This is a genomic window from Gillisella vitis (genome assembly GCF_021559775.1).
In the GTDB taxonomy this organism is placed as follows: domain Bacteria; phylum Pseudomonadota; class Alphaproteobacteria; order Rhizobiales; family Rhizobiaceae; genus Allorhizobium; species Allorhizobium ampelinum.
Genome location: NZ_CP056047.1, coordinates 172788 through 198067, shown reverse-complemented (window position 1 = coordinate 198067; position 25280 = coordinate 172788). Strand labels below are relative to the sequence as shown.

General features: G+C 57.6%; 24 protein-coding genes and 2 tRNA genes. 16 read left to right on the top strand and 10 right to left on the bottom strand.

Annotation, left to right across the window (positions count from 1 at the left end; all coding sequences use genetic code 11):
• Nucleotides 1-173 precede the first annotated feature (173 nt).
• From AVCG78_RS00915 to AVCG78_RS00905, 3 genes are read left to right on the top strand one after another with little or no spacing between them, the layout of a single operon-like run.
• Entirely contained in the window at nucleotides 174-1385 is a 1212-nt protein-coding gene (locus AVCG78_RS00915) for a hypothetical protein (RefSeq protein WP_139191280.1), read from the top strand.
• Between the two features lie 2 nt (nucleotides 1386-1387).
• Nucleotides 1388-2041 carry an ABC transporter ATP-binding protein gene (locus tag AVCG78_RS00910; RefSeq protein WP_015914929.1) on the top strand — a complete coding sequence of 218 codons (654 nt, stop codon included), beginning with the start codon at nucleotides 1388-1390 and terminating at the stop codon, nucleotides 2039-2041.
• A 24-nt stretch (nucleotides 2042-2065) separates the two neighbouring features.
• Nucleotides 2066-3346 carry a hypothetical protein gene (locus tag AVCG78_RS00905; protein ID WP_071203017.1) on the top strand — a complete coding sequence of 427 codons (1281 nt, stop codon included), beginning with the start codon at nucleotides 2066-2068 and terminating at the stop codon, nucleotides 3344-3346.
• 150 nt (nucleotides 3347-3496) lie between these two features.
• On the opposite strand, the gene AVCG78_RS00900 is transcribed toward AVCG78_RS00905, so the two are convergent.
• Both AVCG78_RS00900 and AVCG78_RS00895 read right to left on the bottom strand, forming a co-directional pair.
• Nucleotides 3497-3883 carry a GNAT family N-acetyltransferase gene (locus tag AVCG78_RS00900; RefSeq protein ID WP_071202729.1) on the bottom strand — a complete coding sequence of 129 codons (387 nt, stop codon included), beginning with the start codon at nucleotides 3881-3883 and terminating at the stop codon, nucleotides 3497-3499.
• A gap of 50 nt (nucleotides 3884-3933) precedes the next feature.
• Nucleotides 3934-4008: transfer RNA gene (locus tag AVCG78_RS00895), tRNA-Thr, on the bottom strand.
• Nucleotides 4009-4158: 150 nt separating this feature from the next.
• On the opposite strand from AVCG78_RS00895, the gene AVCG78_RS00890 reads away from it, so the two are divergent.
• The 11 genes from AVCG78_RS00890 to AVCG78_RS00840 all read left to right on the top strand — a co-directional run bounded on the left by AVCG78_RS00890 (nucleotide 4159) and on the right by AVCG78_RS00840 (nucleotide 11520).
• Nucleotides 4159-4407, top strand: a complete 249-nt coding sequence (locus AVCG78_RS00890) for a hypothetical protein (RefSeq protein WP_015914888.1) — start codon at nucleotides 4159-4161, stop codon at nucleotides 4405-4407.
• A gap of 134 nt (nucleotides 4408-4541) precedes the next feature.
• Nucleotides 4542-5834: a UDP-N-acetylglucosamine 1-carboxyvinyltransferase gene (gene murA, locus AVCG78_RS00885; protein WP_071202727.1), complete on the top strand. Its 1293-nt coding sequence runs from the start codon at nucleotides 4542-4544 to the stop codon at nucleotides 5832-5834.
• A 99-nt stretch (nucleotides 5835-5933) separates the two neighbouring features.
• A complete protein-coding gene (locus AVCG78_RS00880) occupies nucleotides 5934-6404 on the top strand; it encodes a DUF2948 family protein (protein WP_071202842.1) in 471 nt (156 codons plus the stop codon).
• A gap of 34 nt (nucleotides 6405-6438) precedes the next feature.
• Entirely contained in the window at nucleotides 6439-7737 is a 1299-nt protein-coding gene (gene hisD / locus AVCG78_RS00875) for a histidinol dehydrogenase (RefSeq protein ID WP_071203018.1), read from the top strand.
• A gap of 3 nt (nucleotides 7738-7740) precedes the next feature.
• On the top strand, nucleotides 7741-8214 hold the full coding sequence (locus tag AVCG78_RS00870) for a UPF0262 family protein (protein ID WP_015914884.1): 474 nt from the start codon (nucleotides 7741-7743) through the stop codon (nucleotides 8212-8214).
• 10 nt (nucleotides 8215-8224) lie between these two features.
• The gene (locus tag AVCG78_RS00865) at nucleotides 8225-8728 is read left to right on the top strand and encodes an arsenate-mycothiol transferase ArsC (protein ID WP_015914883.1); all 504 of its coding nucleotides are present in this window, start codon (nucleotides 8225-8227) and stop codon (nucleotides 8726-8728) included.
• Nucleotides 8729-8849: 121 nt separating this feature from the next.
• Entirely contained in the window at nucleotides 8850-9068 is a 219-nt protein-coding gene (gene infA, locus AVCG78_RS00860; RefSeq protein WP_004435948.1) for a translation initiation factor IF-1, read from the top strand.
• A gap of 16 nt (nucleotides 9069-9084) precedes the next feature.
• Entirely contained in the window at nucleotides 9085-9705 is a 621-nt protein-coding gene (locus tag AVCG78_RS00855) for a Maf-like protein (protein WP_015914882.1), read from the top strand.
• Between the two features lie 56 nt (nucleotides 9706-9761).
• Nucleotides 9762-9971: a DNA gyrase inhibitor YacG gene (yacG, locus tag AVCG78_RS00850; protein WP_015914881.1), complete on the top strand. Its 210-nt coding sequence runs from the start codon at nucleotides 9762-9764 to the stop codon at nucleotides 9969-9971.
• Nucleotides 9972-10165: 194 nt separating this feature from the next.
• Nucleotides 10166-10241, top strand: a tRNA-Phe gene (locus AVCG78_RS00845).
• A gap of 151 nt (nucleotides 10242-10392) precedes the next feature.
• Nucleotides 10393-11520 carry a hypothetical protein gene (locus tag AVCG78_RS00840; RefSeq protein WP_143049351.1) on the top strand — a complete coding sequence of 376 codons (1128 nt, stop codon included), beginning with the start codon at nucleotides 10393-10395 and terminating at the stop codon, nucleotides 11518-11520.
• 159 nt (nucleotides 11521-11679) lie between these two features.
• On the opposite strand, the gene AVCG78_RS00835 is transcribed toward AVCG78_RS00840, so the two are convergent.
• Nucleotides 11680-12552, bottom strand: coding sequence for an NAD-dependent epimerase/dehydratase family protein (locus AVCG78_RS00835; RefSeq protein WP_156582657.1), 873 nt, complete (start codon nucleotides 12550-12552; stop codon nucleotides 11680-11682).
• Nucleotides 12553-12775: 223 nt separating this feature from the next.
• On the opposite strand from AVCG78_RS00835, the gene AVCG78_RS00830 reads away from it, so the two are divergent.
• On the top strand, nucleotides 12776-13588 hold the full coding sequence (locus AVCG78_RS00830; protein WP_071202720.1) for a cephalosporin hydroxylase family protein: 813 nt from the start codon (nucleotides 12776-12778) through the stop codon (nucleotides 13586-13588).
• A 222-nt stretch (nucleotides 13589-13810) separates the two neighbouring features.
• Here AVCG78_RS00830 and AVCG78_RS00825 read toward each other — a convergent pair whose 3' ends face one another.
• From AVCG78_RS00825 to mscL, 7 genes are all read right to left on the bottom strand, one after another.
• A complete protein-coding gene (locus AVCG78_RS00825; RefSeq protein WP_071202718.1) occupies nucleotides 13811-15151 on the bottom strand; it encodes a glycosyltransferase family 2 protein in 1341 nt (446 codons plus the stop codon).
• Between the two features lie 125 nt (nucleotides 15152-15276).
• The gene (locus tag AVCG78_RS00820; RefSeq protein ID WP_234665119.1) at nucleotides 15277-16476 is read right to left on the bottom strand and encodes a class I SAM-dependent methyltransferase; all 1200 of its coding nucleotides are present in this window, start codon (nucleotides 16474-16476) and stop codon (nucleotides 15277-15279) included.
• A 26-nt stretch (nucleotides 16477-16502) separates the two neighbouring features.
• Nucleotides 16503-17066, bottom strand: a complete 564-nt coding sequence (locus AVCG78_RS00815; protein ID WP_071202713.1) for a dTDP-4-dehydrorhamnose 3,5-epimerase family protein — start codon at nucleotides 17064-17066, stop codon at nucleotides 16503-16505.
• Complete coding sequence (rfbG, locus tag AVCG78_RS00810; protein ID WP_235694954.1) at nucleotides 17063-18148, bottom strand: CDP-glucose 4,6-dehydratase; 1086 nt, start codon at nucleotides 18146-18148, stop codon at nucleotides 17063-17065. The genes AVCG78_RS00815 and rfbG overlap by 4 nt, the downstream gene beginning before the upstream one ends.
• Nucleotides 18148-18918, bottom strand: coding sequence for a glucose-1-phosphate cytidylyltransferase (gene rfbF, locus AVCG78_RS00805; protein WP_071202711.1), 771 nt, complete (start codon nucleotides 18916-18918; stop codon nucleotides 18148-18150). Before rfbF ends, rfbG begins: the two co-directional genes overlap by 1 nt.
• Nucleotides 18919-19562: 644 nt before the next feature.
• The gene (locus AVCG78_RS00800; protein WP_071202709.1) at nucleotides 19563-20750 is read right to left on the bottom strand and encodes a pyridoxal phosphate-dependent aminotransferase; all 1188 of its coding nucleotides are present in this window, start codon (nucleotides 20748-20750) and stop codon (nucleotides 19563-19565) included.
• Between the two features lie 222 nt (nucleotides 20751-20972).
• A complete protein-coding gene (mscL, locus tag AVCG78_RS00795) occupies nucleotides 20973-21449 on the bottom strand; it encodes a large conductance mechanosensitive channel protein MscL (protein ID WP_139191304.1) in 477 nt (158 codons plus the stop codon).
• A gap of 247 nt (nucleotides 21450-21696) precedes the next feature.
• Between mscL and AVCG78_RS00790 the strand changes: the two genes are divergently transcribed.
• Nucleotides 21697-25206, top strand: coding sequence for a PAS domain-containing hybrid sensor histidine kinase/response regulator (locus AVCG78_RS00790; protein WP_156601516.1), 3510 nt, complete (start codon nucleotides 21697-21699; stop codon nucleotides 25204-25206).
• Nucleotides 25207-25280 lie beyond the last annotated feature (74 nt).

Below are 25280 nucleotides of genomic sequence, written 5' to 3'. Positions count from 1 at the left end.
CCACGTTAACGCCATATCTACCGATGATATCAGCAAAACATGATGGAATTGGCTTATGCGCGGCCATGGCTGTTGCCTGTTGAGACGAGGCAATTGAGAATATATGAGCAAAAGGGTATGACCGTTACGGACAAAGGATGTTTCCGCATCGCTTGCGCCAACAGGAACGCAATATGAGCCTTGAAGTCGGTTTTCCCGTTCATGATGCCCAAAAGACCAATCGAGGACAAACTGGCACCCCCAGCCTGTCTAAAAAAGGTATTGTCGGGACGCTGCTTGGCCTGTTTTTTACCAAGAAAAATTCTCTTATTGCTTTCGTGCTGGTGCCGAGTGTCTTTGCAGCGATCTATTATTCCCTGATTGCCAGCGGCCAGTATATTTCCGAGACCCGTATGGTTGTTCGCACCATCGGCGTCAGCGAACGTTTCGACACGTCTGAGCAACGAGAAGGCCGCTCAATCATCGGCGGCGATTCGTTGACGCAGGATTCCTATATCGTCGCCAATTATCTGAAATCGCCTCAAATCGTCAGGAAGCTGGACACCGAAATCGGGCTACGCAATTTTTTCTTGAAAGACGGTATCGACCCGCTATCACGCCTGTCCAGCGACCCCACATCCGAGGACCTTCATAAATATTGGATGCAGCATGTCGATACTTATGTCGACGGCCCGTCCGGCATTATCATTTTTACCGTTCGAGCCTTCTCGCCAGAGGATTCGGTCAGCATATCCAAGGCGGCCCTCGCTGCTGCCGATGAAATGATCAGCAAGATTTCCGACAAGGCCAAGAGCGACCTGGTTGACCGGGTCGAACACGACTTGATCGGCAGCCTTGAAGACTATCGCAAGGCGCTGGACGATCTGCGGGAATATCAGAACAAGACAGGTATTCTCGATCCGGTTTCGTCCGCAAAAATGGTCAGCACGATCATTTCGAAGCTGACTGAGCAGAAATTGAACCTGACAGTCGATCTGAAATCCCTCGAAGCCGCCAAAGCGGACAATACGGCGCGCGGAAGAGAGCTTCGCCGGTCGATCCAGGCGATCGACGATCAGATACAATTGCGCCAGAACAGCCTGGCGGGCAAGGATACCAACGATCCAACTCAGCTTTCGACCAGCATGATCGAATTTTCAAGGCTGGAAACCCGCCGGATCGTGACCCAGGCGCTTTACGAAGCGACAGTCAAAAATCTCGACACGGCAAAATCCACAGCACTGAAACGAACCACATTCGTTTCTATTTTCTCGGATTCACACGCGCCAGAAAAGTCAAAATACCCTGAACGTTTTTCCGCATGGCTCATTCTCTCTGCCGGCCTCTTCACGCTTTGGATGACAGCAACCCTGGTCTGGATGTCGATCGAGGATCATAAGGCCTGACGATGATCACCCTTGAGAACGTAACGAAATATTACAAGACAGCGGCGCATCGCCGGTTTATCCTGCGCAATCAGAGCATGCAGTTTGTTGCCGGGCGGTCCTATGGACTGCTTGGGGTGAATGGCGCCGGGAAGTCGACAACCATGCGGCTCATATCAGGCGCGGAATTGCCAAACAAAGGGCGTATTCATCGACAGGTCCGGGTTTCCTGGCCGCTCGGCTTTGCCAATGGCCTGAACCACATGTTGAGCGGAAAGGAAAACCTGAAATTCGTCGCCAGGGCCTATGGCGAGGATTTTCATCGGGTGCTGCGCTTTGTTGCCGAATTTGCCGAAATTGGCAGCTATCTGAATGAACCGTTGCGCACCTATTCGTCCGGGATGATGGCACGCTTTGCATTCGGCCTTTCCATGGCCATCGAATTCGATTGTTATCTCGTCGACGAAATCACCGCTGTCGGTGACTCGAATTTTCAGCGACGCTGCCGGGAAGCCTTCAGGGCAAGACGTACAAAATCCGATGTCATCATGATTTCTCACGACATGGACACGATTAAAGATTATTGCGATGTCGCTCTTGTTTTAATTGACGGTCATATGGTGCAATTCGATAGTGTCGAAGAGGGTATCGCCACATACATGAGACTGAATCGCTAGAGTTTGTCAGGAAAAGTGGACGACGTGTCAGAGAAAACAGTGACGGACGACAAGAAAATGCTGGAGGCGGACCTGCCTCCCGTGCTTGCGCGCAGCCAAAAACTGGCGTCCGCGCTGAGTTCCTATGCACGTGCCCTGACATTCGAAAACCGAAGCCGCCGCAATCTTTACCGGCTTGCAGGTCTAGCGCCCCGGACACGCGACCGGGTTTTTGCCGTCATCTTGATGATCTTTATCGGTGTGACATTCGTTTTGCCGATGAGTGCCAGTATCCTCTACTATGCTTTTCTTGCAAGCCCCGGATATGCTTCGGAAGTACGGTTCATCGTCCGTTCCTCCGTTCCTTATCTGTCGCGCGACCGGTATTCGAGTGATGCGGTCGAGCCAAAGATGAAAATTGTCCAGGACACCGCCATCCTCCTGAACTATCTCAGCAGCCCGGCGGTCATCCAGGATTTGCAAAAATCTGTCGATCTTCACAAAATCTATGGTCGAGACGACATTGATTGGTTTTCTCGTCTTCGAAAAGACGCCACCCAGGACGACATCCTCAAATACTGGAAAAAGCGATATAGTGCCTCGGTAAACGCGAAGAGCGGCATTGTGGAGCTGGAGGTCACCGCTTTTACCCCACAAGAAGCGCATGACCTGTCAAAATTGGTCCTGAAGCTTTCCGAGCAGCAGATCAACCAACTGAGTTCGGGAATGTGGGATGACCTTCTGGTCTCGACGCAGCGGGATGTGGACAATGCGACGAAGGAAGTCAGTGAGCTGCGTGGGAAGCTTCGCGATACGCAGAATCAAACAGGCGTTTTCGATGTGGATCTGTCGGCCACCAGCATCATTACCGTGTTGACCAATATCGAATCGAGTATTGCCGATCTGAAAAGCCGCCGCATGGCTCTCAGCCAGAGCGTTAGCGCGAGTTCTCCGCAGATGGCCGATATCGACAGGCGCATCGCGGCACTCGAGGAACAATCCAAAAGCATGCAGGCTAAAACTGCGGGCCTTTCGACAGGTGCCGATGGCAATCTCGCCGATTATTCAAGCCTGTTCAACAAGCTTAACCTTGATCTGAAAATGGCAGAAAGCCGCATGAAATCGGCAATCAGCGACTTCGAAAAAGTGAAGCTGGTCAGCTCTCTGCAACTTGTCTATCTTGACAGTTTTACCGATTCAACACTGCCTGACACCAACAAATATCCAAGTACCGGTCTGAACCTGTTCCTGAGTTTGCTGGCCTTTGGCGCTATCTGTGGCGCAGCGTGCGGAACAGTGCTGCTTGTTCGCAAGAAGCTCGACTGAATTTAGGTTTGCCGCGATATGGTATGACGTGTGCCCAATAAATTAGGCTATTGGGATTCTGAGTTTTGCACTTATGGTCTCGCAGGGCAGAGAGAAAAGTTCCCATGGAGGCCCGAGTTTAGCGGTCAGCGCCTGGGCAGGAGAAACGACTCATTTCAACTCCATAAGTCCTGCCTCGGTATGCCTGAAACCGCAATTTCGGTAAAACGAAGTCAGATGTGGTTGGAAATCGACATGCAACCACTTTGCTCCACGCCCTCGCGCCACATTTGTGGCAGCAACCACCATGCGAGTGGCGATACCCTGTCTTCGTAGCTTAGGATCGACGCAAGTATCCAGGATAAAGGCGTGCGCTCCTCCGTCCCATGCGACATTCACGAAGCCGACGAGCCGATCATCAGCATAAGCGCCTATATGCGTAAGGCTGCGCAATAGGACACTGGCGAATTCTTTTCGATCCGGGCTGCCCCAAGCCTTGAACCAAAGTAAATTCAGCTCGTCTTCGGATGGGAAGGGATCAATTCGGAGTATCACCATTTGCCCGCCATCCGCAACGCAAAGACTCTAACAATTTCAATGGGATAAAATGGTGCTGCTAGAGAGATTTGAACTCTCGGCCTCTCCCTTACCAAGGGAGTGCTCTACCCCTGAGCTATAGCAGCATCTGGCGAAGCGGACTGTGCCGCTACGGAACGAGTGGGCTATTGCCACAGGATGACGGGGCGCGCAAGCAGCAAAACGTCGTTAGGCGAATAAAATAGCAAAACCTTGCCTATCTTCCGATTTATCCACATTTGCGCTATGACGCCGCCATGACAGACGAGACCGATACATCCAAGGCCGAGCGCGTGGCAGAAGCCAAGCGGATTGCAGCGCTGAACACCCAGGCGCAGGCCGAGCGCCGGCGTGAGCGGGCGGCTCAGAAATTGCGAGAAAACCTGATGCGCCGTAAAAGCCAGGCGCGGGCGCGCCGGGCTGGCGGCGCCGATGAAACAGATGGACTGCCCGCCGCACATTTGCCCCAACCGGATGACACTGAAACCTCAAACAGCGAAACCTGACACAGCGAATTGAACGGCTGGCGGTTTTCCTCTAAACACCGCGTGCATTGCAGTGCCAATTATTGCTGTCATGGCGCGACACACTCTTCAAACCAAGAAAGGCGGGGGCAGGCCTTGCCCCCTGATCACTCTTTATGGATCGTATCAGGATTGTCGGCGGCAACGCCCTTAACGGCATCATTCCAATCTCCGGTGCAAAAAACGCCGCCCTGCCTTTGATGATCGCCTCGCTCCTGACCAGCGACACGCTGACGCTGGAAAATGTGCCGCATCTGGCCGATGTCGAGCTGCTATTGCGCATTCTGGGCAATCATGGCGTCGACATTGCCGTCAATGGGCGGCGCGAGCGCCAGTCCGGCAGCTATTCCCGCACCATCCATTTCACCTGCCGCACCATTGTCGATACCAATGCGCCCTATGAACTGGTCTCCAAGATGCGCGCCAGCTTCTGGGTGATCGGCCCGCTTCTCGCTCGTGAAGGCAAAGCCCGCGTCTCACTGCCCGGTGGCTGCGCCATCGGCACCCGCCCGGTCGATCTGTTCATCGACGGTCTGCGCGCGCTGGGCGCCACAATGGAGATCGACAGCGGCTATATCGAAGCCACGGCTCCAAAGGGCGGCTTGATTGGCGCGAGCTATACATTCCCCAAGGTTTCCGTTGGCGCCACCCACGTCATGCTGATGGCGGCATCGCTGGCACGCGGCACCACAGTGATCCACAATGCCGCGCGTGAGCCGGAAGTGGTAGATCTTGCCAATTGCCTGAACGCCATGGGCGCGAAAATTACCGGCCAAGGTACAGCCACCATCACCATCGAAGGTGTCACCAGCCTGTCCGGTGCCCGCCACCGGGTTCTGCCGGACCGGATCGAGACCGGCACCTATGCCATGGCCGTCGCCATGACCGGCGGTGACGTGACGCTGGAAGGCACCGATATCACCCTGCTCGACACCGCCGTCGAGGCGTTGCGCCGGGCTGGCGCCGAGGTTTCCGCCATCGAGGACGGTATTCGCGTCATCGGCCATGGCGATGCCATTCGCCCTGTCGATATCGTTACCGAGCCGTTTCCTGGCTTCCCGACTGACTTGCAGGCGCAATTCATGGGCCTGATGACCCGCGCCCAGGGCGTGGCACATGTGACGGAAACAATTTTCGAAAACCGCTTCATGCATGTGCAGGAACTGGCGCGGCTCGGCGCCAAGATCACCCTGAGCGGCCAGACAGCCCGTATCGAAGGCGTACAGCGCCTACGGGGCGCGCCAGTGATGGCAACCGACCTGCGCGCCTCCGTCTCGCTGGTCATCGCCGGGCTTGCCGCCGAGGGCGAAACTTTGGTCAACCGCGTCTATCATCTGGACCGCGGCTTCGAGCGGTTGGAAGAAAAGCTGACTCGTTGCGGCGCGATCGTGGAACGAATCAGCGACTAAGCACGCCTATATTTCAAGCTCTTCAAGCAAGGCTGCCCGTTGCTTAATGACGGCGGGCAACCTATCTGCAAGAGCAATTGCAATAGCGGGGCCATGCGCATGACCGATCTCAAGCTTCTATCGCTGGACGAGGAAGATCTCGCCATTCTGTCTGCCCATATGCAGGATGCGGTGTTCAAGCCAGCGGATGTGGATTATGCGGCAAAGTCCGGGGTGTTTTCCGTCGCTGTCAACCGTTTCGTCTGGGAAAAAGCCGGAAAAGGCGGCGGAATTTTTCGCCGCACCAAGAGCTTTGAGCGCCGCCGGGCCTTACTCACCATCAAACGAGTGCAGGCGGTGCGCTCCATCGGCATAAGCCAGACGGACAAGGACCAGGTGATGAACCTGCTGGCTGTGACCTTCACCGCCGCCCAAGGTGATGGCAAGGGGGATGGCCCTGAAGGCCGGGTGGAGCTGGTATGCGCGGCGGGCGCCACCATTGCTTTGGATGTTGAATGCATAGAAGTACAGCTTGCAGATACCGGCGGCGCGTGGGAAACCACATCAAGGCCCCGGCATCCCGGAGCCTGAGGAATAGGCGGGCCGGAAGAAGGAATTAGGCGCAGTGGCAGTTTGGCTTGAGCAGGCATCGGATGATTTCGAGGCGCGGTTTGCCGCATTTCTCACCACCAAGCGGGAAGTGTCCGAGGATGTAAACGCAGTCGTCAAAACCATTATCGACGATGTGCGGGCGCGCGGTGATGCCGCCTTGGCGGAGTATTCGCACAGGTTCGATGGGCTGGATTTCACAGTGACGCCCATGCGCGTCACCGAAGCTGAAATCGATGCGGCCTTTGCCGAGGTCTCGCCTGAGCTGATCGATGCGTTGCACCTTGCCGCAGAGCGTATCGAGCGCCACCACGCCCGCCAGATGCCCAAGGACGACATCTACGAAGACGCCATCGGCGTCGGCCTCGGCTCCCGCTGGACCGCCATCGATGCGGTTGGTCTCTATGTGCCGGGCGGCACGGCAAGCTATCCAAGTTCCGTACTGATGAATGCCGTTCCGGCCAGGGTTGCCGGTGTGCCGCGCGTCGTCATGGTCGTGCCTGCCTCCGGCGGCGCCATTAATCCCACGGTGCTGGCTGCGGCAAAAATTGCGGGCGTGACGGAAATCTACCGGATCGGTGGCGCTCAGGCTGTCGCCGCGCTCGCCTATGGCACGCAAACCATCGAACCGGTCGCCAAGATCGTCGGCCCCGGCAATGCCTATGTGGCCGCTGCCAAGCGCCATGTGTTCGGCACGGTCGGCATCGATATGATCGCAGGCCCATCGGAAGTGCTTGTGATCGCCGACAAGGATAATGACCCAGACTGGATTGCCGCCGATCTGCTGGCGCAGGCAGAACACGACCGGGGCGCTCAATCGATTCTGATCACCGACGATCCGGACTTTGCCAAAGCGGTTGAGACTGCCGTTGAGCGGCAATTGAAGACATTGAGCCGGGCCGAAACTGCCAGCGCCAGCTGGCAGGATTTTGGCGCGCTGGTCATTGTCCCGAACCTTGGCGCTTCCGTGCCGCTTGCCAATCGCATTGCCGCCGAGCATCTGGAACTGGCTGTTGCCGATCCCGATGCGCTGATGGCGGGCATTCGCAATGCCGGCGCGATCTTCATCGGTCGCCATACGCCGGAAGTGATCGGCGATTATGTCGGCGGCTCTAATCACGTCCTGCCAACGGCCCGTTCGGCACGGTTTTCCTCCGGCCTGTCGGTGCTGGATTTCGTCAAGCGCACCTCGATCCTGCGGCTCGGCCCGCAACAGCTTAGGCAATTGGCGCCGGCAGCAATTGCTTTGGCCAAGAGCGAGGGGCTGGATGCCCATGCACGATCCGTCGCCATCCGACTCAATCTTGAGGAATAGCTGATGGCCAAGGGCGACTTCAAGCTTTTCGATGTCGTTCTCGATGAGACGATCGGGCGCTCGACGCCCGATGTCGAGCATGAGCGGGCCGTGGCGATTTTCGATCTGATCGAGGAAAACTCTTTCGAGCCGGTCGGTCATCCAGGTGGCCCTTATCGCCTCAGCCTGTCCCTTGTGAATGCCCGGCTGGTCTTCACCATCACCACGCAGGATGGCGAGGCTGTCGCCACCCATATCCTGTCGCTGACGCCGCTAAGGCGGATCATCAAAGACTATTTCATGATCTGCGAAAGCTATTACGAGGCGATCCGCTCGTCCACGCCCAGCCAGATCGAAGCAATCGACATGGGGCGGCGCGGCATTCACAACGATGGCTCGCAAACTTTGAAAGACCGACTGAAAGACAAGATCAATCTCGATTTCGACAGTGCCCGGCGGCTCTTCACGCTGGTCTGCGTGCTGTATTGGCGCGGCTGAGGCGTCCGGCATGAGCGAACCGACCAAAGATCCCACCGGCATCGGCGCCGATCACAGCCAAGAGAGGGCCATACCTCACTCCGTGCTGTTCCTCTGCGGTATGAATGCCGTGCGCTCGCCCATGGCCGAGGCCCTTGCCAAGAGGTTACTGCCATCAGGTGTCTATGTTGCCTCGGCGGGCGTGCGGCATGGCGAGCGCGATCCTTTCGTTGATGTGGTGCTGGATGAAATCGGGCTTTCGCTGGGCAAACGTCAACCGCAGACCCTGGACGAGTTGGAGGACGACTTTTTCGACCTCGTTGTCACTCTGGCTCCCGAAGCGCATCATGCCGCCCTGGAACTGACTCGCTCCTCTTCCGTTGAGGTGGTGTATTGGCCTATGCATGACCCAACCATCGAGGCCGATACCCGCGACCAGCAACTGGCCGCCTATCGCGAGGTGCGAGACCGGCTGGCGGTGCTGATCGAGCAGCGCTTCAAACGGCCTGGAACAAGCCCGCTTGGCGGCGTTTGAAACAAATTCGAAAAGCCCGATCTACAAGGTTCACAAAAGCCCAGTGATTGTGTAGGTTCCGGCCACATTTTGACCGGGGCGGTCACCGCTCCGACGAAACACACAGAAAGACAAGGCATCAATGGCTAAAGAAGAAGTCCTCGAATTCCCCGGTGTCGTTACGGAACTGCTGCCGAACGCCACATTCCGGGTGAAGCTCGAAAACGAACATGAAATTATCGCCCATACGGCTGGCCGTATGCGCAAGAACCGCATCCGCGTGCTGGCTGGCGACAAGGTCCTGGTGGAAATGACACCCTACGACCTGACCAAGGGCCGTATCACCTATCGCTTCAAGTAACGGCGAGGAGCCGCCTATGGCCGGCAAACGCAAGCTGATCCTGGCCTCAGGCTCCCCCCGCCGCGTCGAACTGCTGCGGCAGGTGGGCCTGGAAGCCGATCGGCTGATGCCGATGGATCTCGACGAAAGCCCCTTGAAGAACGAGCAGCCACGCTCGCTGGCGCGCCGTTTGGCAACCGACAAGGCCAAAGCCGCCCTGGAGGCGAGTGCTGACGAGGCGGATTGGAAAGGCGCTTTCATCCTGGCGGCCGATACGGTGGTTGCCGTTGGCCGTCGGGTGCTGCCGAAAACCGAATATAGCGATGAAGCCATCGCCGCGCTCAATCTGGTTTCCGGCCGCAATCACTGGGTGTTTACCGGTGTCTGCCTGATTACCCCGGATCGCAAGATCCGCCAGAAGGTGGTGGAAAGCAAGGTGCGCTTCAAGCGTCTGTCGGAAGCGGACATCAATGCCTATATTCTATCCGGTGAATGGCGCGGCAAGGCTGGTGCCTATGCCATCCAGGGCATTGCTGGCAGCTTTGTGCAAAAACTGGTCGGCTCTTATTCCAACGTCGTCGGCCTGCCCCTGTATGAAACCGTGCAATTGCTGGCAGGCGAAGGCATGGATGTGCAGGCCCGCTGGTCGGAAGGGTAACAGCCCAGCAGGCAAGAGCCAGCGAGTTAAGGCTGAGGCCAAGCAAAGGATAACACATGAGTGACGAACCAGAACATACCGCCAAGGTAGAACCCTTGCGCAAACCCCTGCCCTGCCCGGAATGCGGCCATCCATCCCACCGCGAACACTACCCCTTCTGCTCCGACCGCTGCCGCACGCAGGATCTGTCGCGCTGGCTGAAAGGCTCCTATGCGATTCCCGTGGCCGAAGACGAATCCAACCCGGATGACGACGGTCGATTCTGAGTTGATCCCGTTCATTGTAATTTTAGCGTAACATACTGTTTTTAAGAGACTTTCAATCTTTTTTCATGCACCGTCAAAAAAGTGTCTTTTGGCGCTGGACATGAAAAATTTAGATGGTATAACCGCGCTGCTTCCGGGGGAAACTTTTCCCCTAACGGCAAACAGAGCTTCTATAGCATTTGTTTGGCCAGGATGCCCGGATAGCTCAGTTGGTAGAGCAGCGGATTGAAAATCCGCGTGTCGGTGGTTCAAATCCGCCTCCGGGCACCATTTTTCCAAATAAAAATCGCTAGTATTCTTTGATTGGTGTGTCCATTAACGGACTGCACCAAGGCTCGCACCAGTTTGTTCTCCTAGAGCATTTCCAGGAAACGTGGAAACCAGTTTTGCCGAAAATGGTGCCAAAGATCGTGAGATGCCAATGCCGAAGCTTTCTGTCTGTATTCCGGTAGAACCGGGCCATATCCTGCCAGTCAATCTGGTCCAGGAACTCCTGAAGAATGCGACCGCTGATCTGGAAATCATTCTCTCCGGCTTTGGCGACACCGTGCATCGCCATGGACCATTTGCGGATATAGCGGCACGCGATAGTCGTTTGCGCCTTCTGCCACCTGCACCGGAAACCCTTTCGGCAGCCCAGCTCTGGATCGGCACCTTTGCTGCGGCCGAGGGCGATTGGGTGTCGCTTGTCCATCCCGAAGACATGATCGAGCCCGATCTTCCCGAGCTGCTCTCCTCTCTGGAAAATAAACATCCCCATGTGGATGCGTTGGGATGGAGTGCATTTCAGATCTCGGCGGATGCACCGCGCCATATCAAGACCAATGTGGCGATCCCGGTGCTGCATAATATTACCGAATTTGAGAAGGCTCCGATGCTCGAGGCTTTCTTTCACTGGAAAGAGGCAAGGCAAGTGCCGCGCATGCCTTTCGGTCTTTATCATGGGGCCATCAAGCGAAGCCTGATCGACAGTGTCCTTTCGGCTTGCGGCGCACTGAGTTGGCTAACCCTGGTGCCGCAATATGAGTGGGCGGCCCGCGTGCTGCTGTTTGCCAATGCACTGGCCTTTTGCAATCGCCCGCTGTCTGCCGTGCATGCACACCCGTTCCAGCCACGTCCCGTGCCATCCGCACTCAAGGATTTTCCGTTGCATGCCGGAATAGGCCTGACGGCTGCCATTGCCGAAGTTCAGGCCCGAGTGCTGATGGAGCTTGGCAGCGAATGGGCAGGCTTTGGGGAGGATTTCGTCCGCGCCTGCATGTATGATTGCGCTTTCGAACATTCCACTGGCCCGTTTCGGACAAAATACGAAGCCTATTCCCGAGCGTTCCTGTCCATGCCGGGCGGTCAGGCATGGGTCCGGGCCTTCGCACCGCCCTTTTCCGCCACACCCCATGAAGACAGACAGCAGGGCCTGCATGGCAAGGTTCTGTTGGTAGACCGCTTCATTGGCAATGCCGTCAACGCCCAGCAGTTCTACGCCGTGGCGCGCAGCATGATGACGCCAATCAGGGTCATCGCGGAGCCAAACGCCCGCGCAAGTGCCTGACGCCAAAATCAGGATACATTGCTGTCTTCAATGCGTTGCGATAAACGAGAGTCTGTCAGGTTCTGATTGAACCAGACAGACTCTCGTTTTTCTTGTTTTCATTTGCCTTTTCGGGAAAATCGGATTCCACTTTTCCCTGACAAACGAAGGCTGAAAGTATCAACCGGCAGCCATTCCTCCTGAGGCAGGCTTGATCGCCGCAACATTGCACACGCCGACCACCGCCAGGGGATCGGTAGGATGGATCTCTGCCGTGCCGAATTCCAGCAGGTCGCGGCGGCCATAGTCATCGGCAATGCGTTCGGCCAGCGCACGAATGGTGACCGCCTTGCCGGAGCAGATATTGACCGCGCCGGTCTGTCCGGTATCGACAACGCCAGCAATCATTTTTCCCGCCTCTTTCACATCCAGAAAATCGCGCCATTGTGTGCCTTTGGAAAGCTTGGCAACGGCACCTTGCTCGAGGCGCTGCCTCAAGTAAGGCACAAGACGGGCCGGATGTTCGCCTTCTCCGTAGAGATAAAAGATCCGGCACCAGGAAAACCCCAGGCCAAGGCCTGCGAAATACCGGTCCAACATCTGGTAGGTGGAAAGCTTGGCAGCGGCATAAAGCGTCTTCGGCTCAAGGGGTGAATCCACCGTCAAATGGTCCGACGGCAAGCGATATTCGACACAGGTGCCAAGGCCGATGAAATGGGAAATGCCAGCGCGTGCAGCCCCTTGCGCCAGGGCCAAACTGCCGGTGACGCAGTGAAAATTCAGCGGCGAATCCAGGTATTTCCCCGCCTCCACATACCAGGCGGCGTGGATGACCGCGTCGCAGCCCTGGCACTGGGCCGCCCACCAATCGACCGATTGCGCGAACACATCCTCCGTCTCGATCACTCTCGCGGCACGGCCTTCTGCCGCAAAAACACTGGCGGAGTGCGGCCGGACGACAGCCACCACGCTATGCCCGGCGTCCAGCAGAGCACGGTGGATCTGCCTCCCGACAAAGCCCGTCGCTCCCGTCAACAGAATAGTCTTGCCCATCCCTTGCCACTCCAATCTTTCATCTGCGGCAAACCCCAGACCAAGGAGATTTCAGATCGATCCCGCCGATACAACGCATTGCGCGCCATATGACGCCAACCGATTTACGTCTTCAAGGGACACCCTGGCTTATTCAACCATGATTATACGCAGACACGTCAGGCTCACGCAGGTAAGGCAGCCTAGCGTCTGCGCAGGCAGGCAATAACTGAACGGACCCGCAATGACTACTGTCGAAGATTTCAAGGCTTTGGTAAGCCGTAACATCCAGTCGATCGGCGAGAGCAAGGAATTCCTCGATTTGTCCAATCGCTGGATCGAATCATGCATACCTCTGGGCTATATGTATAATTTCAGCTGGCTGGGCCGGCCCATCATCCAGATTCCGCAGGACAGCTATGCCATCCAGGAGATGATCTGGTCGGTCAAACCGGATCTGGTGATCGAAACCGGCATAGCCCATGGCGGCTCGCTGGTGATGAGCGCCTCCATGCTGGCGATGATCGATTATTGCGAGGCCGTGGAAAAAGGCGAAATGCTGGACCCCAAGTCCAGCCGCCGCAAGGTGCTCGGCATCGATATCGACATCCGCGCCCATAACCGTGCCGCCATCGAGGCCCATCCGATGAGCCACAAGATCAGCATGATAGAGGGCTCGTCCGTCGCGCCTGATATCATTGCTCAGGTCACGGATACCGCCAAGGACTACGAAAAGGTCATGGTTTTCCTCGATTCCAACCATACCCATGCGCATGTCTTGCAGGAACTGGAGCTTTACGCGCCGCTTGTCTCCAAGGGCTCCTATTGCGCGGTCTGGGATACGCTAGTGGAGGACATGCCGGAAAGCATGTATCCTGAACGGCCCTGGGGTCCAGGCGACAACCCCAGAACCGCGGTCTGGGAATATATGCGAGGCCTAGAACAGGAAGGCCGTACGGCTGCCGATGGCACGCCGCTGCACCTTGAATACGACCACGCGCTGGAGCACAAAATCGCCATCACCGTTTCACGCGATGGATTTCTGCGGCGGGTGTGACGGCTGGAAGATCTTTGATAAGCGACAACGCCATGCGTTTTATAAAACGCATGGCGTTGTCGCTTTCTATATTTGCTGCATAATTTCTCCCAAAATCGATGCCGATTTAAGGAAACGAGCAATAAATTGCCTCACCGTCAGGACGGCTGAAAAGTCACCACGACGGTGACGCACTACGGTAGGTAACTTGGTCGATCTTTGAAGACAGGAAGGCGATTAAGTTCAGCGCCGCCGGCCTCTGGTGTGTCGGTCATTGCGCATGGCGACCGGCTTGCCGGGAACTGCCTTTTCAGAACTGCCAACACGCATATTTCCTTCGAGCCGCATAAGTTCATTCGTGGCAAACTCCTCTTCGCTCTGCAGACGCAAGCCTGTCGGACGGACGAGAATATCGTCGGGAGCCACAATCATCGCCGAGACGACATCCCAAAGCTCGGCAGGGGACGTTGCCCCAGCGATATCGGCAAGCACCATCACCCCGGCAGAGGTCGCACCGCTCATGGGCGTCACGGGTATGTCGCCGCGCCACACCGGTTGGTAATGTGACAGAAACCTTCCCCCCTGCCAATTGCGGAAGGCCGTCTCGTAACCTGCGCGAATGATGTCAAAGGCCTCCCTGTCTCGATAGGTTTCGGTATTGAGTGCGCAGGCGATTGCATAGCCCTTTTCCCACCCCGTATAGTTGACATTATAAGTCTTCCGGAACCATTGCTGGGTGACGCCAATGGTCGCCGTACAGCCCAGAAAGGAGCTGAATGGGAAATCCCGCAGCGTCGGGTCTTCTTCAAAATTCTTGCCGAATTCGTCCATGAAAATTTTGGCCCGCATCTTGGTGTCTTCCAAGCGACCGATGGAAAAAGAATTGCTCTGGGGGCAGGCTCCGAGCATTGAGAATGGCCGTTGGCACACCACGAAGTCCTGCGCTTCGCAGATCACTTTCATCGCAATATCGTAGTCGACAACCGGATGCTCAAAGTAACGGTGATGATATTTGGCATAGATCCGATCCAGCAGCCTTCGCCTGATAGCGGAATGGTAAATGGAAAAGCCGGACGTTGGAACGGATGTCGACTCGTGCCAGCCAAACATCCGGCGCATCGGTTCCGCCCTGGGTAAACGCATGACGCTTCGATCAAACGGCACAACCACGGTACAGACCGCTTCTCCTTCAACCGGCCATGAATAATTCAAAATCCCCCAGGTTAATGCCTCCATAGCCGGATTAATCTCGACAATCCGCAGGATCAGTCCGGCGACGTCAGGCTCGATGAAATCGTCGTCGCCGATGAACACCACCCACTCGCCTCGGCTGGCATGAATCGTCCGCTCCCAATTGTCCATCATCGACAGGACACGATCGGTTGTAGGAAGATAGACAATACGCTTATCCGTCGCGAGGTTCGCCATGAAATCGTTCATCACGGTGGGATCGTCGGAATTGTCGGTAAAAATGAACTCGACATCGGTACGCGTGTTGCGCAACAGTCCCGCAATGGTCTTTTGGAAATAGATTTGCCGGTTGCGCGAAGGCACGCAAATCGAAAGGGTTGGCTTGTCGGTCATCGAGGGTCTCCTGGATCTACGCTCTGGTGCCAGCCACTATTTGGCGCTGATTGCATCGCCGGGACGTGGCAGCGTGTCTCTCGGCAGGATCGGCTGGCTCTCCTGCGTTATGGTGGCGTCCGCCGTTATGGATGGACTGTCAGGTTCGGCACCGCGGTCACGAATTTCCCACCCCAATCGGCGATATAGGAAAGCTGTTGTTTGATTTCTGCCGTCAGATTCCATGGGAGGATCACCAGTCTGTCAGGTTTACGGGTTTTCAGAACCTCTTCCGAAACAATCGGCACGCGGCTTCCGGGAAGGAACATGCCTTGCTTGGCCGGGTTCTTGTCGACGACGAAAGCAATCTGACCGGCTTTGAGGCCGGCGAAGTTCAACAGGGTATTGCCCTTGGCCGCTGCACCGTAGGCAGCAACAGACAGGCCTTTCCGGTTGCAGTCGATCAGGAAGGACAGGAAATCGTCGCGCACGGCTTCGGCCTCAATCTGGAAACCGTCATAGCCGGTCACGGCATCAAGACCGGCCGCACTTTCACGCGCCAGCATCGCCTCGACAGCCGGTGTGCGGACATGGGCCTTGCTGTCGGCCCGGCAGGCCAGCACCCGCAGGCTACCGCCATGCCAGGGCGTGGTTTCCACATCGAACACCATCAGGCCGTTAGCGGCGAAAATCCGGTCGACGGCCAGCAGCGACAGATAGGAATAATGCTCGTGATAGGCCGTATCGAACTGGCGCTCCGCGATCATGTTCATCAGATGCGGAAATTCAAAAGTTGCAACGCCCGCCGGTTTCAGCAGATGGGCAAAGCCTGCGACGAAATCGTTGATGTCAGGCACATGTGCCAGCACATTGTTGGCGGCGGTCAGATCGGCGGCCCAGCCGTCGGCCACCAGCTTTTTCGCCAGTTCCACGCCGAAAAACTCTTCGACGATGTCGATACCCTTGTCGCGCGCGGCGCGTCCCGTGCTGGCCGTCGGCTCCACACCCAGGCAGGCGATGCCGCGCTCACGCACATATTGCAGCAGGTAGCCGTCATTGGCGGCCACTTCCACGACCTTCGCGCCGTCGTTAAGCCCGAACCGTTTGCTCATAACCTCGACATAGGATTTGGCATGCGCCAGCCAGGACGAGGAAAACGAGGAAAAATAGGCATAGTCGTGGGAAAAGAAGGTTTCACGGGCGGCGAAATCCTCGGTCTGCACCAAAAGGCAGTCTTCGCAGACCCGGATGACCAGCGGATACCAAAGCTCCGGCTTTGCCAAATCCTCGGCCTTCACATAGGAATTGGAGGGTGGCGCGGTGCCAAGATCGAGAAAGGGTCGCATCCGAAGCGATCCGCAATGGCGGCAATTCATGCAATCAGTCCTTCAAAATCGGCCTGGATCAGCGGATGGCTCTGGTCTCGGACTGACAGCCGCTCAACCGGCAAAGGCCAGCCAATGCCGATCCTCGCATCCTGCGGGTGAAGCCCGCCTTCAGCCTCAGCACGGTAAGGCGCGGAATGGGTGTAAATCATCCGCACGGTGTCGCTCAGTGCCTGAAAGCCATGGGCAAAGCCCGGCGGGATCAGCAACGAGCGGCAATTGTCGCTCGACAGCTCGACGCAGACATGCTGGAGAAAGCTTGGGGAGCCCTTGCGCAGATCCACAGCCACGTCGAGGATAGTGCCTTCGACGCAGGTCACCAGTTTCCACTCGGCAAAAGGCGCATGTTGAAAATGCAGGCCACGCACAGTGCCTTTTTGTGCCGTGCCGGTTTCGTTGACCTGCAAGACCGGCCCCGGCCAGCCAAAAGCCGCAAGCTCTTCACCGCAAAACAACCGGCTGAGAAAACCACGCTCGTCGCCAAACCGGCTGCGGGTCAGCAGCGTCAGGCCGGGGATCGCGGTGTCTTCGGGCTGGAAACGTTGGCTCATCCCGCCTGCCTCACATCCATGCCGAGACCATGGGTATAATCGGCGATATCGGCAAGGCACAGGTCCTTTGCCGATCCACCAGCGGCGAGCCGTCGATACCAGTTCATGGTGCGCGCCACGGTTTCCTCCAGCGACCAGAGCGGCCTGTAGCCGAGTGTCATGCAAGCTTTGGAGCTGTCGAGCATCAGATAACCGGCTTCATGAGGACCATCGCTGCCATCGCCCAGCACCACCTCACCGCTGCCGAAATGCCTGACGGCCAGAGCCAGAACATCCGCAACGCAGGCCGCACTGGCGTGGTCAGGACCAAAATTTAACGCTGTCAGCGAAGCCGGATCATGCCACAGATGGTGCGCCATGGCGATGTAACCTGCCAAGGGCTCCAGAACATGCTGCCAGGGGCGGACCGCATTCGGCCGGCGCACGTCAAGCGGCACACCGAGGCTCCAGGCGCGCACCGCATCCGGGATCAACCGGTCCTCAGCCCAATCGCCACCGCCGATGACATTGCCGGCCCGCGCCGTGGCAAGACCGACGCCGCGTGCGGCAAAAAACGACGACCGGTAGCTGGAGACGATGATCTCAGCCGCCGCCTTGCTGGCGCTATAGGGATCGTGACCGCCGAGCGGATCGGTCTCGACAAAGGCCTTGCCGGTCTCGGCATTCTCATAGACCTTGTCGGTGGTGATGACGACGATGGATTTCACATCCGGGGAAATCCGAAGCGCTTCCAGCACATGCACCGTGCCTTGCACATTGGTCTCAAAGGTCGCCACGGGATCGCGGTAGCCAAGCCGCACCAGCGGCTGTGCGGCCAGATGGAAGACGATCTGCGGCTTTACCTGGGCAACGAGGGCCGCCACCGCAATACGGTCACGCAGATCGCAAATGCCGCCCTCGGCGTGATTATCATGACCGGCCAGCAGGCCGCACAGGTTGGGCGTGGTCTGTGGCGCAAGCGCCAGACCGCTGACCTGGGCGCCCATTTGCGTCAGCCAAAGCGCCAGCCAGCTGCCCTTGAAGCCGGTATGGCCGGTCAGCAGCACCCGTTTTCCGGCCCAGAACTGTCGGTCGATCATCATCACCAGCTCTTCCATGGCGGGCTACCACCGGCCCACAGATCTTCCAGATGGTTCTTGTCACGCAGCGTATCCATCGGCTGCCAGAAACCGTTATGCAGATAGGCGCAAAGCTCGCCATCTTCGGCCAGACCGGTCAGTGGTTCGGCTTCCCACGGCATGTCATCGCCAGCGATCCGGTCGATGCATTTGGGGGACAACACGAAGAAGCCGCCATTGATATAGCCCGCCTCGCCCACCGGCTTTTCCACGAAGCCACGCACCATCGGCCCGTCCATTTTCAGGGCGCCGTAGCGGGCGGGCGGCTGCACGGCGGTGACCGTGGCCAGCTTGCCATGTTCCTTGTGAAACCGCAGCGTGGCGGAAATATCCAGATCGGAGAGGCCGTCGCCATAGGTAAAGCAGAACGCTTCCTCGTCTTTCAGATAGGAAGCAACCCGCTTCAGCCGTCCCCCGGTCATCGAGCTTTCACCGGTATCGATCAGGGTCACGCGCCAGTTTTCGGCGCTCTTGCGGTGAAATTCCAGCCGGTTATCGGAGAGATCAAAGGTGATATCCGACATATGCAGACCGTAATTGGCGAAATATTCCTTGATGATATAGCCCTTGAACCCGCAGCAGATGATGAATTCACGGATGCCATGAGCGTAATAGAGCTTCATGATGTGCCAGAGGATCGGCCGCCCGCCGATCTCGATCATCGGCTTTGGCCGTAAATGGGTCTCTTCGGAAATCCGCGTGCCGAGACCGCCAGCCAGGATAACCGCCTTCATCGCCCAATCTCCATGCCGACCATTGCCTACCTGCCCACTTCACAGCCTGTCCGGTTTCAATCCAATTGCCGCCGGATACCTTTTCTCAGACGCAAAATGCCCGCGCAGGCGGGCAAGATGCGCAAACTGGAGGGCCACCGATCATGCACAACCCGGCAACCTCTCCCTGCCGGACAACCCTAGCGAGGCAAGCTGTCGTCAAACTGGAGGATGTCTACTAATTGGGGGTCGGCGTTCCGGCTAAAAAGCTCTGGCAAGTCTTTGAGCGGCATTGCGCGGCGGCTAGAGTCTGTCAGGTTCAGGTTGAACCTGACAGACTCTAGCTTCTCTTGTTTTCGTTTGTCTTTTCGGGAAAACCGGTTTCCACTTTTCCCTGACAAACTCTAAGGCCGCCTCCAGACTGCTGACAAACCCCGTATTCATCCGCGACGTCATGCTCGGCCTTGTGCCGAGCATCTAAGCACGTTCATTTAATCCAACACCATCAATGGCTTATTTAGCGGCAGCAGACCCTCGGGACAAGCCCGAGGGTGACGAAATGCCGAAATCGGGGTTTGTCAATCAACTGCTCTTTCCCATTCGAGAGAGATGCGTGCAATCGCATCTGGCGCAACGCAGCCCCTATCGTATTGAATGAGAAGCCCTCAAAGCCGGGCGATGTAATCGCTCAACCGCCCGGCAGCATCCTCGATCTGGCGTGGATCGCGCAGGAAACAGGCGCGCAGGAACGAGCTGCCACCTGCCCCGAACGCCGACCCGGGCGCCAGCGCCACGCCGGTTTTATCAACGATATCTATGGCCGCCGCCCGGCTGTCAGTCACGCCATCGATTTCCATGAAAGCATAAAGCGCGCCATCCGGCTTAACGGAACGGACCCGGTTGGTGGCGATCAGCGCATCCAGCAAGATATCGCGCGAGGTGCGCGCCCGCTGGATGTTTTCGGCGACGAATTGATCGCCGTGGTCCAAGGCCGCCACCGCGCCGCGCTGCATGAACTGCGCCACGCCAGAGGTGGAATATTGAATGAGGTTTTCCAGCACCTGACCGATTTCCGGTGGCGCCACCAGCCAGCCAACCCGCCAGCCGGTCATCGACCAATTCTTGGAAAAGGAATTGCCAAACATCACCCGGTCGCCCTCTTCCATCACATCCAGGAAGGACGGAGCACGGGAGGGACCAGCAAAATAGTAAAGCGAGTAAATTTCATCCGCCAGAATCCAAAGACCATGCTTGCGGGCAAGCGCGAGAATGGCGCGCAGATCATCGAGGCTGGCCGTCCAGCCGGTCGGGTTGGACGGCGTGTTGATGAACAGCGCCTTGGTTTTGGGCGTAATCGCCTTTTCGATCTGCCCGAGATCCAGCTGCCAGGCACCATGCTCATAGCCGATTTCCACACCGACAGCCTTTGCGCCACTGATTTCGATGGCGGCGACGATGTTGGGCCAGCAGGGGGAAAGGTAGATCATCTCGTCGCCCGGCCCGGTCATCGCCTGCACAGCAAGCTGGATGGCCTGCATGCCGGAGCCGGTCACATAGAAATGCTCGCTCGGCAGGCTGACGGAAAAATGCCGCCGGTAATAATCGGAAAGCGCCTGATGCAGTTCGGGAATGCCACGTTGCCAGGTATAGAATGTCTCGCCACCCAGGAGCGCGTCGCTTGCGGCCCGATTGATGAAATCCGGGCTCGGCAGGTCGCCTTCCCCGGCCCAGAGCGGTAGGAGATTATCGCGCCCACGCGCATAGTTGATAATCTCGACAATACCGCTTTCGGGCGCGGACGTGGCACGGTGGCTAAGGCTGGAAATCAGGGATAGACCGGCAGGCAAAGACATGGACAAGCTCCTTTAGTTATGTCGTTCATAACCGAAGCTCCAGAGAAAATCCTATGAGAAAGAGTGGCTGACCAATCGATTCTGGTGATGGCCTCGGCCCGTGGAAACCCTTGCACCAAGGACCGAGGCCATATCTACCTCATTGCAAATGCAACAGGATTTATCGGTTTCACTGCTTTTCGGTCAGCCTCATTTTCTGTCAGCACAGCAGACAGCGAACCATCAAGGCTTGCCTGGCTCAATACGTCCTGAAGACGCCTCAACCCCGTTGCTCTGCTGTGCCTTCAGCAAATCGCGGATTTCGGTGAGCAGCACGACGTCTGCCGGTGGTGGCGGTGTGGGTTTGCCCTGTTTTTCATCATGTTCCAGCTGTTTGCGCAGGACGTTGACTCCCTTGACCATCAGGAAAATGATCCAGGCCAGAATGACGAAATTGATGGCGACGGTCAGGAAGTTGCCATAGGCGAAGACTGCGCCCTGTTTGCGCGCTTCGGCCAAGGTCTGGGCCGTGACCTTGTCGCTGAGCGGCAGGAAATAATTGGAAAAATCGAACCCGCCAAACACCACGCCAACCACCGGCATGACGATATCATTGACCAACGAGGTAACGATCAAACCGAAGGCGCCACCAATGATGACACCGACGGCCAGATCCATGACATTGCCCCTGGCAATGAACGACTTGAATTCTTTGAACACACCTGTCCCCTTCATGATTTGCCTGCCTCCATTCACCTGGATGATTTCATAGATGCCTCATAAAGACGTGCCTTAGAAGCCCAAATTGCCGGTTTAAGCAGGAATGCCAAAATCCAACAGTCTTTTTAACGCGCAAATTCCGTTTCGGTTTCGACTTATTGCCAACAAGCCCCCGATTTTAAAAGGCAACGGCATGGCTTAAAGTGACAGTGCTTTATAAGAGGCACGTGAATGGGAGGGGCAAGCGATGCTTCCGGCATGGCTGATCATCACGGCATCGATTGCCTATCTGCTGCTGCTGTTTGCGGTGGCAAGCTATGGCGACAGGCGAAGCCGCCGCAATGGCGTGCCCGCCGGTGGGCGTCCGCTTGTCTACGGGCTGTCGCTGGCGGTCTATTGCACCTCATGGACCTATTTCGGCGGCGTCGGCCTGGCTGCGGACCGCGGCCTCGAATTCATGGGCATCTATATCGGCCCGATCCTGATGCTGACATTGGGCCTGCCGCTGATCCGCAGGATGATCGAGATCGCCAAGGTCGAAAAGCTGACCTCCGGCGCTGATTTCGTCGCCGCCCGCTATGGCAAGAACCCCATTGTCGGCATGCTGGTAACGGTGATTTCGCTGGCAGGCTCCATTCCCTATATCGCACTTCAACTGAAGGCCGTCTCCAATTCGGTCGGCGTCATGGTCGATCCGGCCAGCTACGGCATCGGCACCGGCAATCTCTATTTCGTCGATCTGGCGCTGATCGTTGCCCTGACGCTTGCCTGCTTTTCCGCGATTTTCGGCACCCGCCATACGGACGCCACCGAGCATCAGGACGGGTTGATCCTGGCGATCTCGATGGAATCGGTGGTCAAGCTGCTGGCCTTTTGCACGCTGGGCATCACGGTGGTGTTCTTCCTATTCGATGGACCGGCTGATCTCTGGCGCGCGGCCACCGAAAGCCCGAGGGTGATGGAGGCGCTGGCCTATGAGACACCCCTTAGCCGCTGGCTGCTGTTGATTGCGCTTTCGGCCTTCGCCATATTGATGCTGCCGCGCCAGTTCCATGTCAGCGTGGTCGAAAACCGCACGGATCGGGAACTGCGCCGGGCCGGACTGCTGCTGCCGCTTTATCTGATCGCCATCAATCTCTTCGTGCTGCCAGCTGCCATTGGCGGGCTTCTGGCTTTCAACGGCACCGGCAATGCCGATCTCTATGTGCTTTCCCTGCCGCTGACCCATGATCTGCCATTTGTCACGCTGGTCACCTTCATCGGCGGTTTTTCCGCCGCCACTGCCATGGTGATCGTCGAAACGGTGGCGCTGGCCATCATGATTTCCAACGACATCGTCCTGCCGGTTCTGCTGCGACGCGGGTTCCGGCATGGGCCTGAGGCCTCACAAAGTCTGGCCAAGACCGTGCTTCTCATTCGCCGCCTGGCGATTTTCGGGGTACTACTGCTCGGCTATGCCTATTTCCGGCTGGCCAGCGATGACAGGGGCCTTGCCTCCATCGGTCTGCTGGCCTTTGCCGCCATTGCCCAGATTGCCCCTTGCCTGCTGGGCGGGCTTATCTGGCGCAGGGCCAATGCGCGGGGCGCAATCCTTGGCCTATCGCTTGGTTTTCTCACCTGGATCTATACGCTGCTTTTGCCGAGCTTCGGGCTTGATGCCCATAAGGATCTGGCGCCGGATATCCTGTCCTTCCTGTTTCCGGGTGTCGATGCCTTCAGCCGCGCCGGGGCCGATCCGCTGCTGACGGCGACCGTTCTGTCCCTGCTGATCAACCTGTTGGCCTTCGTGCTTGGCAGTCTCAGCCGCAACCCTCGCCCGGTCGAGCGTATCCAGTCGGGCATATTCGTGCGCCGCCACCAACGTTCGCAATTTGCCACCAGGGGCTGGAAAACCCGGGTCAGCATTGGCGATCTGAAGACAGCGATTGCCCGTTATCTCGGTCAGGAGCGGATGGAACGCTCGCTGAAAAGCTATGAGCGCGATGCCGGTCGCCGGCTGGAAGACGATAGCCCCGCCGACATGGCTTTCATCCATTTCACTGAACAATTGCTAGGCAGCGCCATCGGCTCGGCCTCGGCCCGGCTGGTCCTGTCGCTGGTGCTGCAAAAGGCCGAGGATACGTCCGCCGATACCGCCTGGCTGCTCGACCAGGCAAGCGAGGCCCTGCACTATAACCAGGACATGTTGCAAACCGCGCTCTCGCAGATGGATCAGGGCATAGCGGTCTTTGACAGCAGCAGCCGATTGACCATCTGGAACCGGCGATTTCGAAGCCTTCTCGATCTGCCCGACGAAATGGGACAGGTCGGCGTGCCACTCAGCACGATAGTCCATCGGCTGACCGAGCGCGGCGCCATTGCGGCCAAGGAGGAAGCGGGCGTTCTTGCCAATTTCCACCATCTCGATGAACCCTTCCAGTTGGTATTGAGCGAAGGTGCCCAGATCATCGAGGTGCGCTGCAACGCCTTGCCCGATAAGGGGTTGGTGGCAACCTTCACCGACATCACCCCGCAGGTGGCAGCAGATCGAGCCTTGAAACAGGCCAATGAAACGCTGGAACAGCGGGTGGGCGAGCGCACGGCAGAACTGATGCGGGTCAATACAGCACTTGCCGAGGCCCGCGCCAGCGCCGATGAGGCCAATATCGGCAAGACCCGGTTCTTTGCCGCCGCCGGTCACGACATTCTCCAGCCGCTCAATGCCGCAAGGCTCTATTCCTCGGCGCTGGTGGAACGGTTGGGCCAGTCGGAAAATGCCGGACTGGTCCGCAATATCGATTCGGCACTGGAATCGGTCGAACAGATTCTTGGCGCGGTGCTGGACCTGTCCCGGCTGGATACAGGCGCAATGAAGCCGCGTTTTGCCACCGTCCCCCTGCAAGGCCTGCTGGAGCGGATCAGGACCGATTTCGAGCCGATGGCGCTGGAGAAAAACCTGAAACTGGTGGTGCTGCCGACCACGCTCAGCGTCCGCTCCGATGCCAACCTTCTGCGTCGGTTGGTGCAAAATTTAGTCTCCAACGCCATCAAATACACGCCCTCCGGCAAGGTTCTGGTTGGTGCGCGCCGCCGTGGCGGCCAGGTGATCATTCAGGTAACGGATTCGGGCATCGGCATTCCGACATCGAAATTTCGCACTGTGTTCAAGGAATTTGCCCGGCTGGATGAAGGCATCAAAACCGCCAGCGGGCTTGGGCTGGGCCTGTCGATTGTCGATCGTATCGCCCGGGTCCTCAAAGCGACGGTGGCGCTGGAATCCCGGCCGGGCCGAGGCACCAGCTTTCGCGTCACCATGCCGTTCGAAAAGAGCGCCAAGGCGCCGTTGCCCGTTGAGGATTTGGCGACCGCGACCGCGCTGCGGAGCAGTCTGAACGGCCTGCGCATCCTGTGCATCGACAATGAGCCGGATATTCTGGAAGGCATGCGGTTGCTGATCAGCGGCTGGGGCTGTGCGGTGATGACCGCAGGCTCGGTCACCGATCTCGACACGACCTTCAGCGACAATCCTGCGGCACCGGACGTCATCATCGCCGATTATCATCTGGGAGATGGCAGCGGCATCGGCGCGATCCTGCGCCTGCGCGCGCTCTACGGTCAGCCGGTACCCGGTCTGCTGATCACCGCTGACCGAACCGCCGACGTGCGGGCGGAAGCGGAACGGCAGGGCATTGCCGTCCAGCATAAGCCCGTCCGTCCAGCGGCTTTGCGGGCCTATATTACCCAGGTCTCCAGCCCCCGCCGCAGCGCTGCGGAATAGAAAATCCCGTTCCGGGATAATTCCTCAAAGTGGAATCAATTTAAGGAATTATCTATAGTATACAAATATTTAAA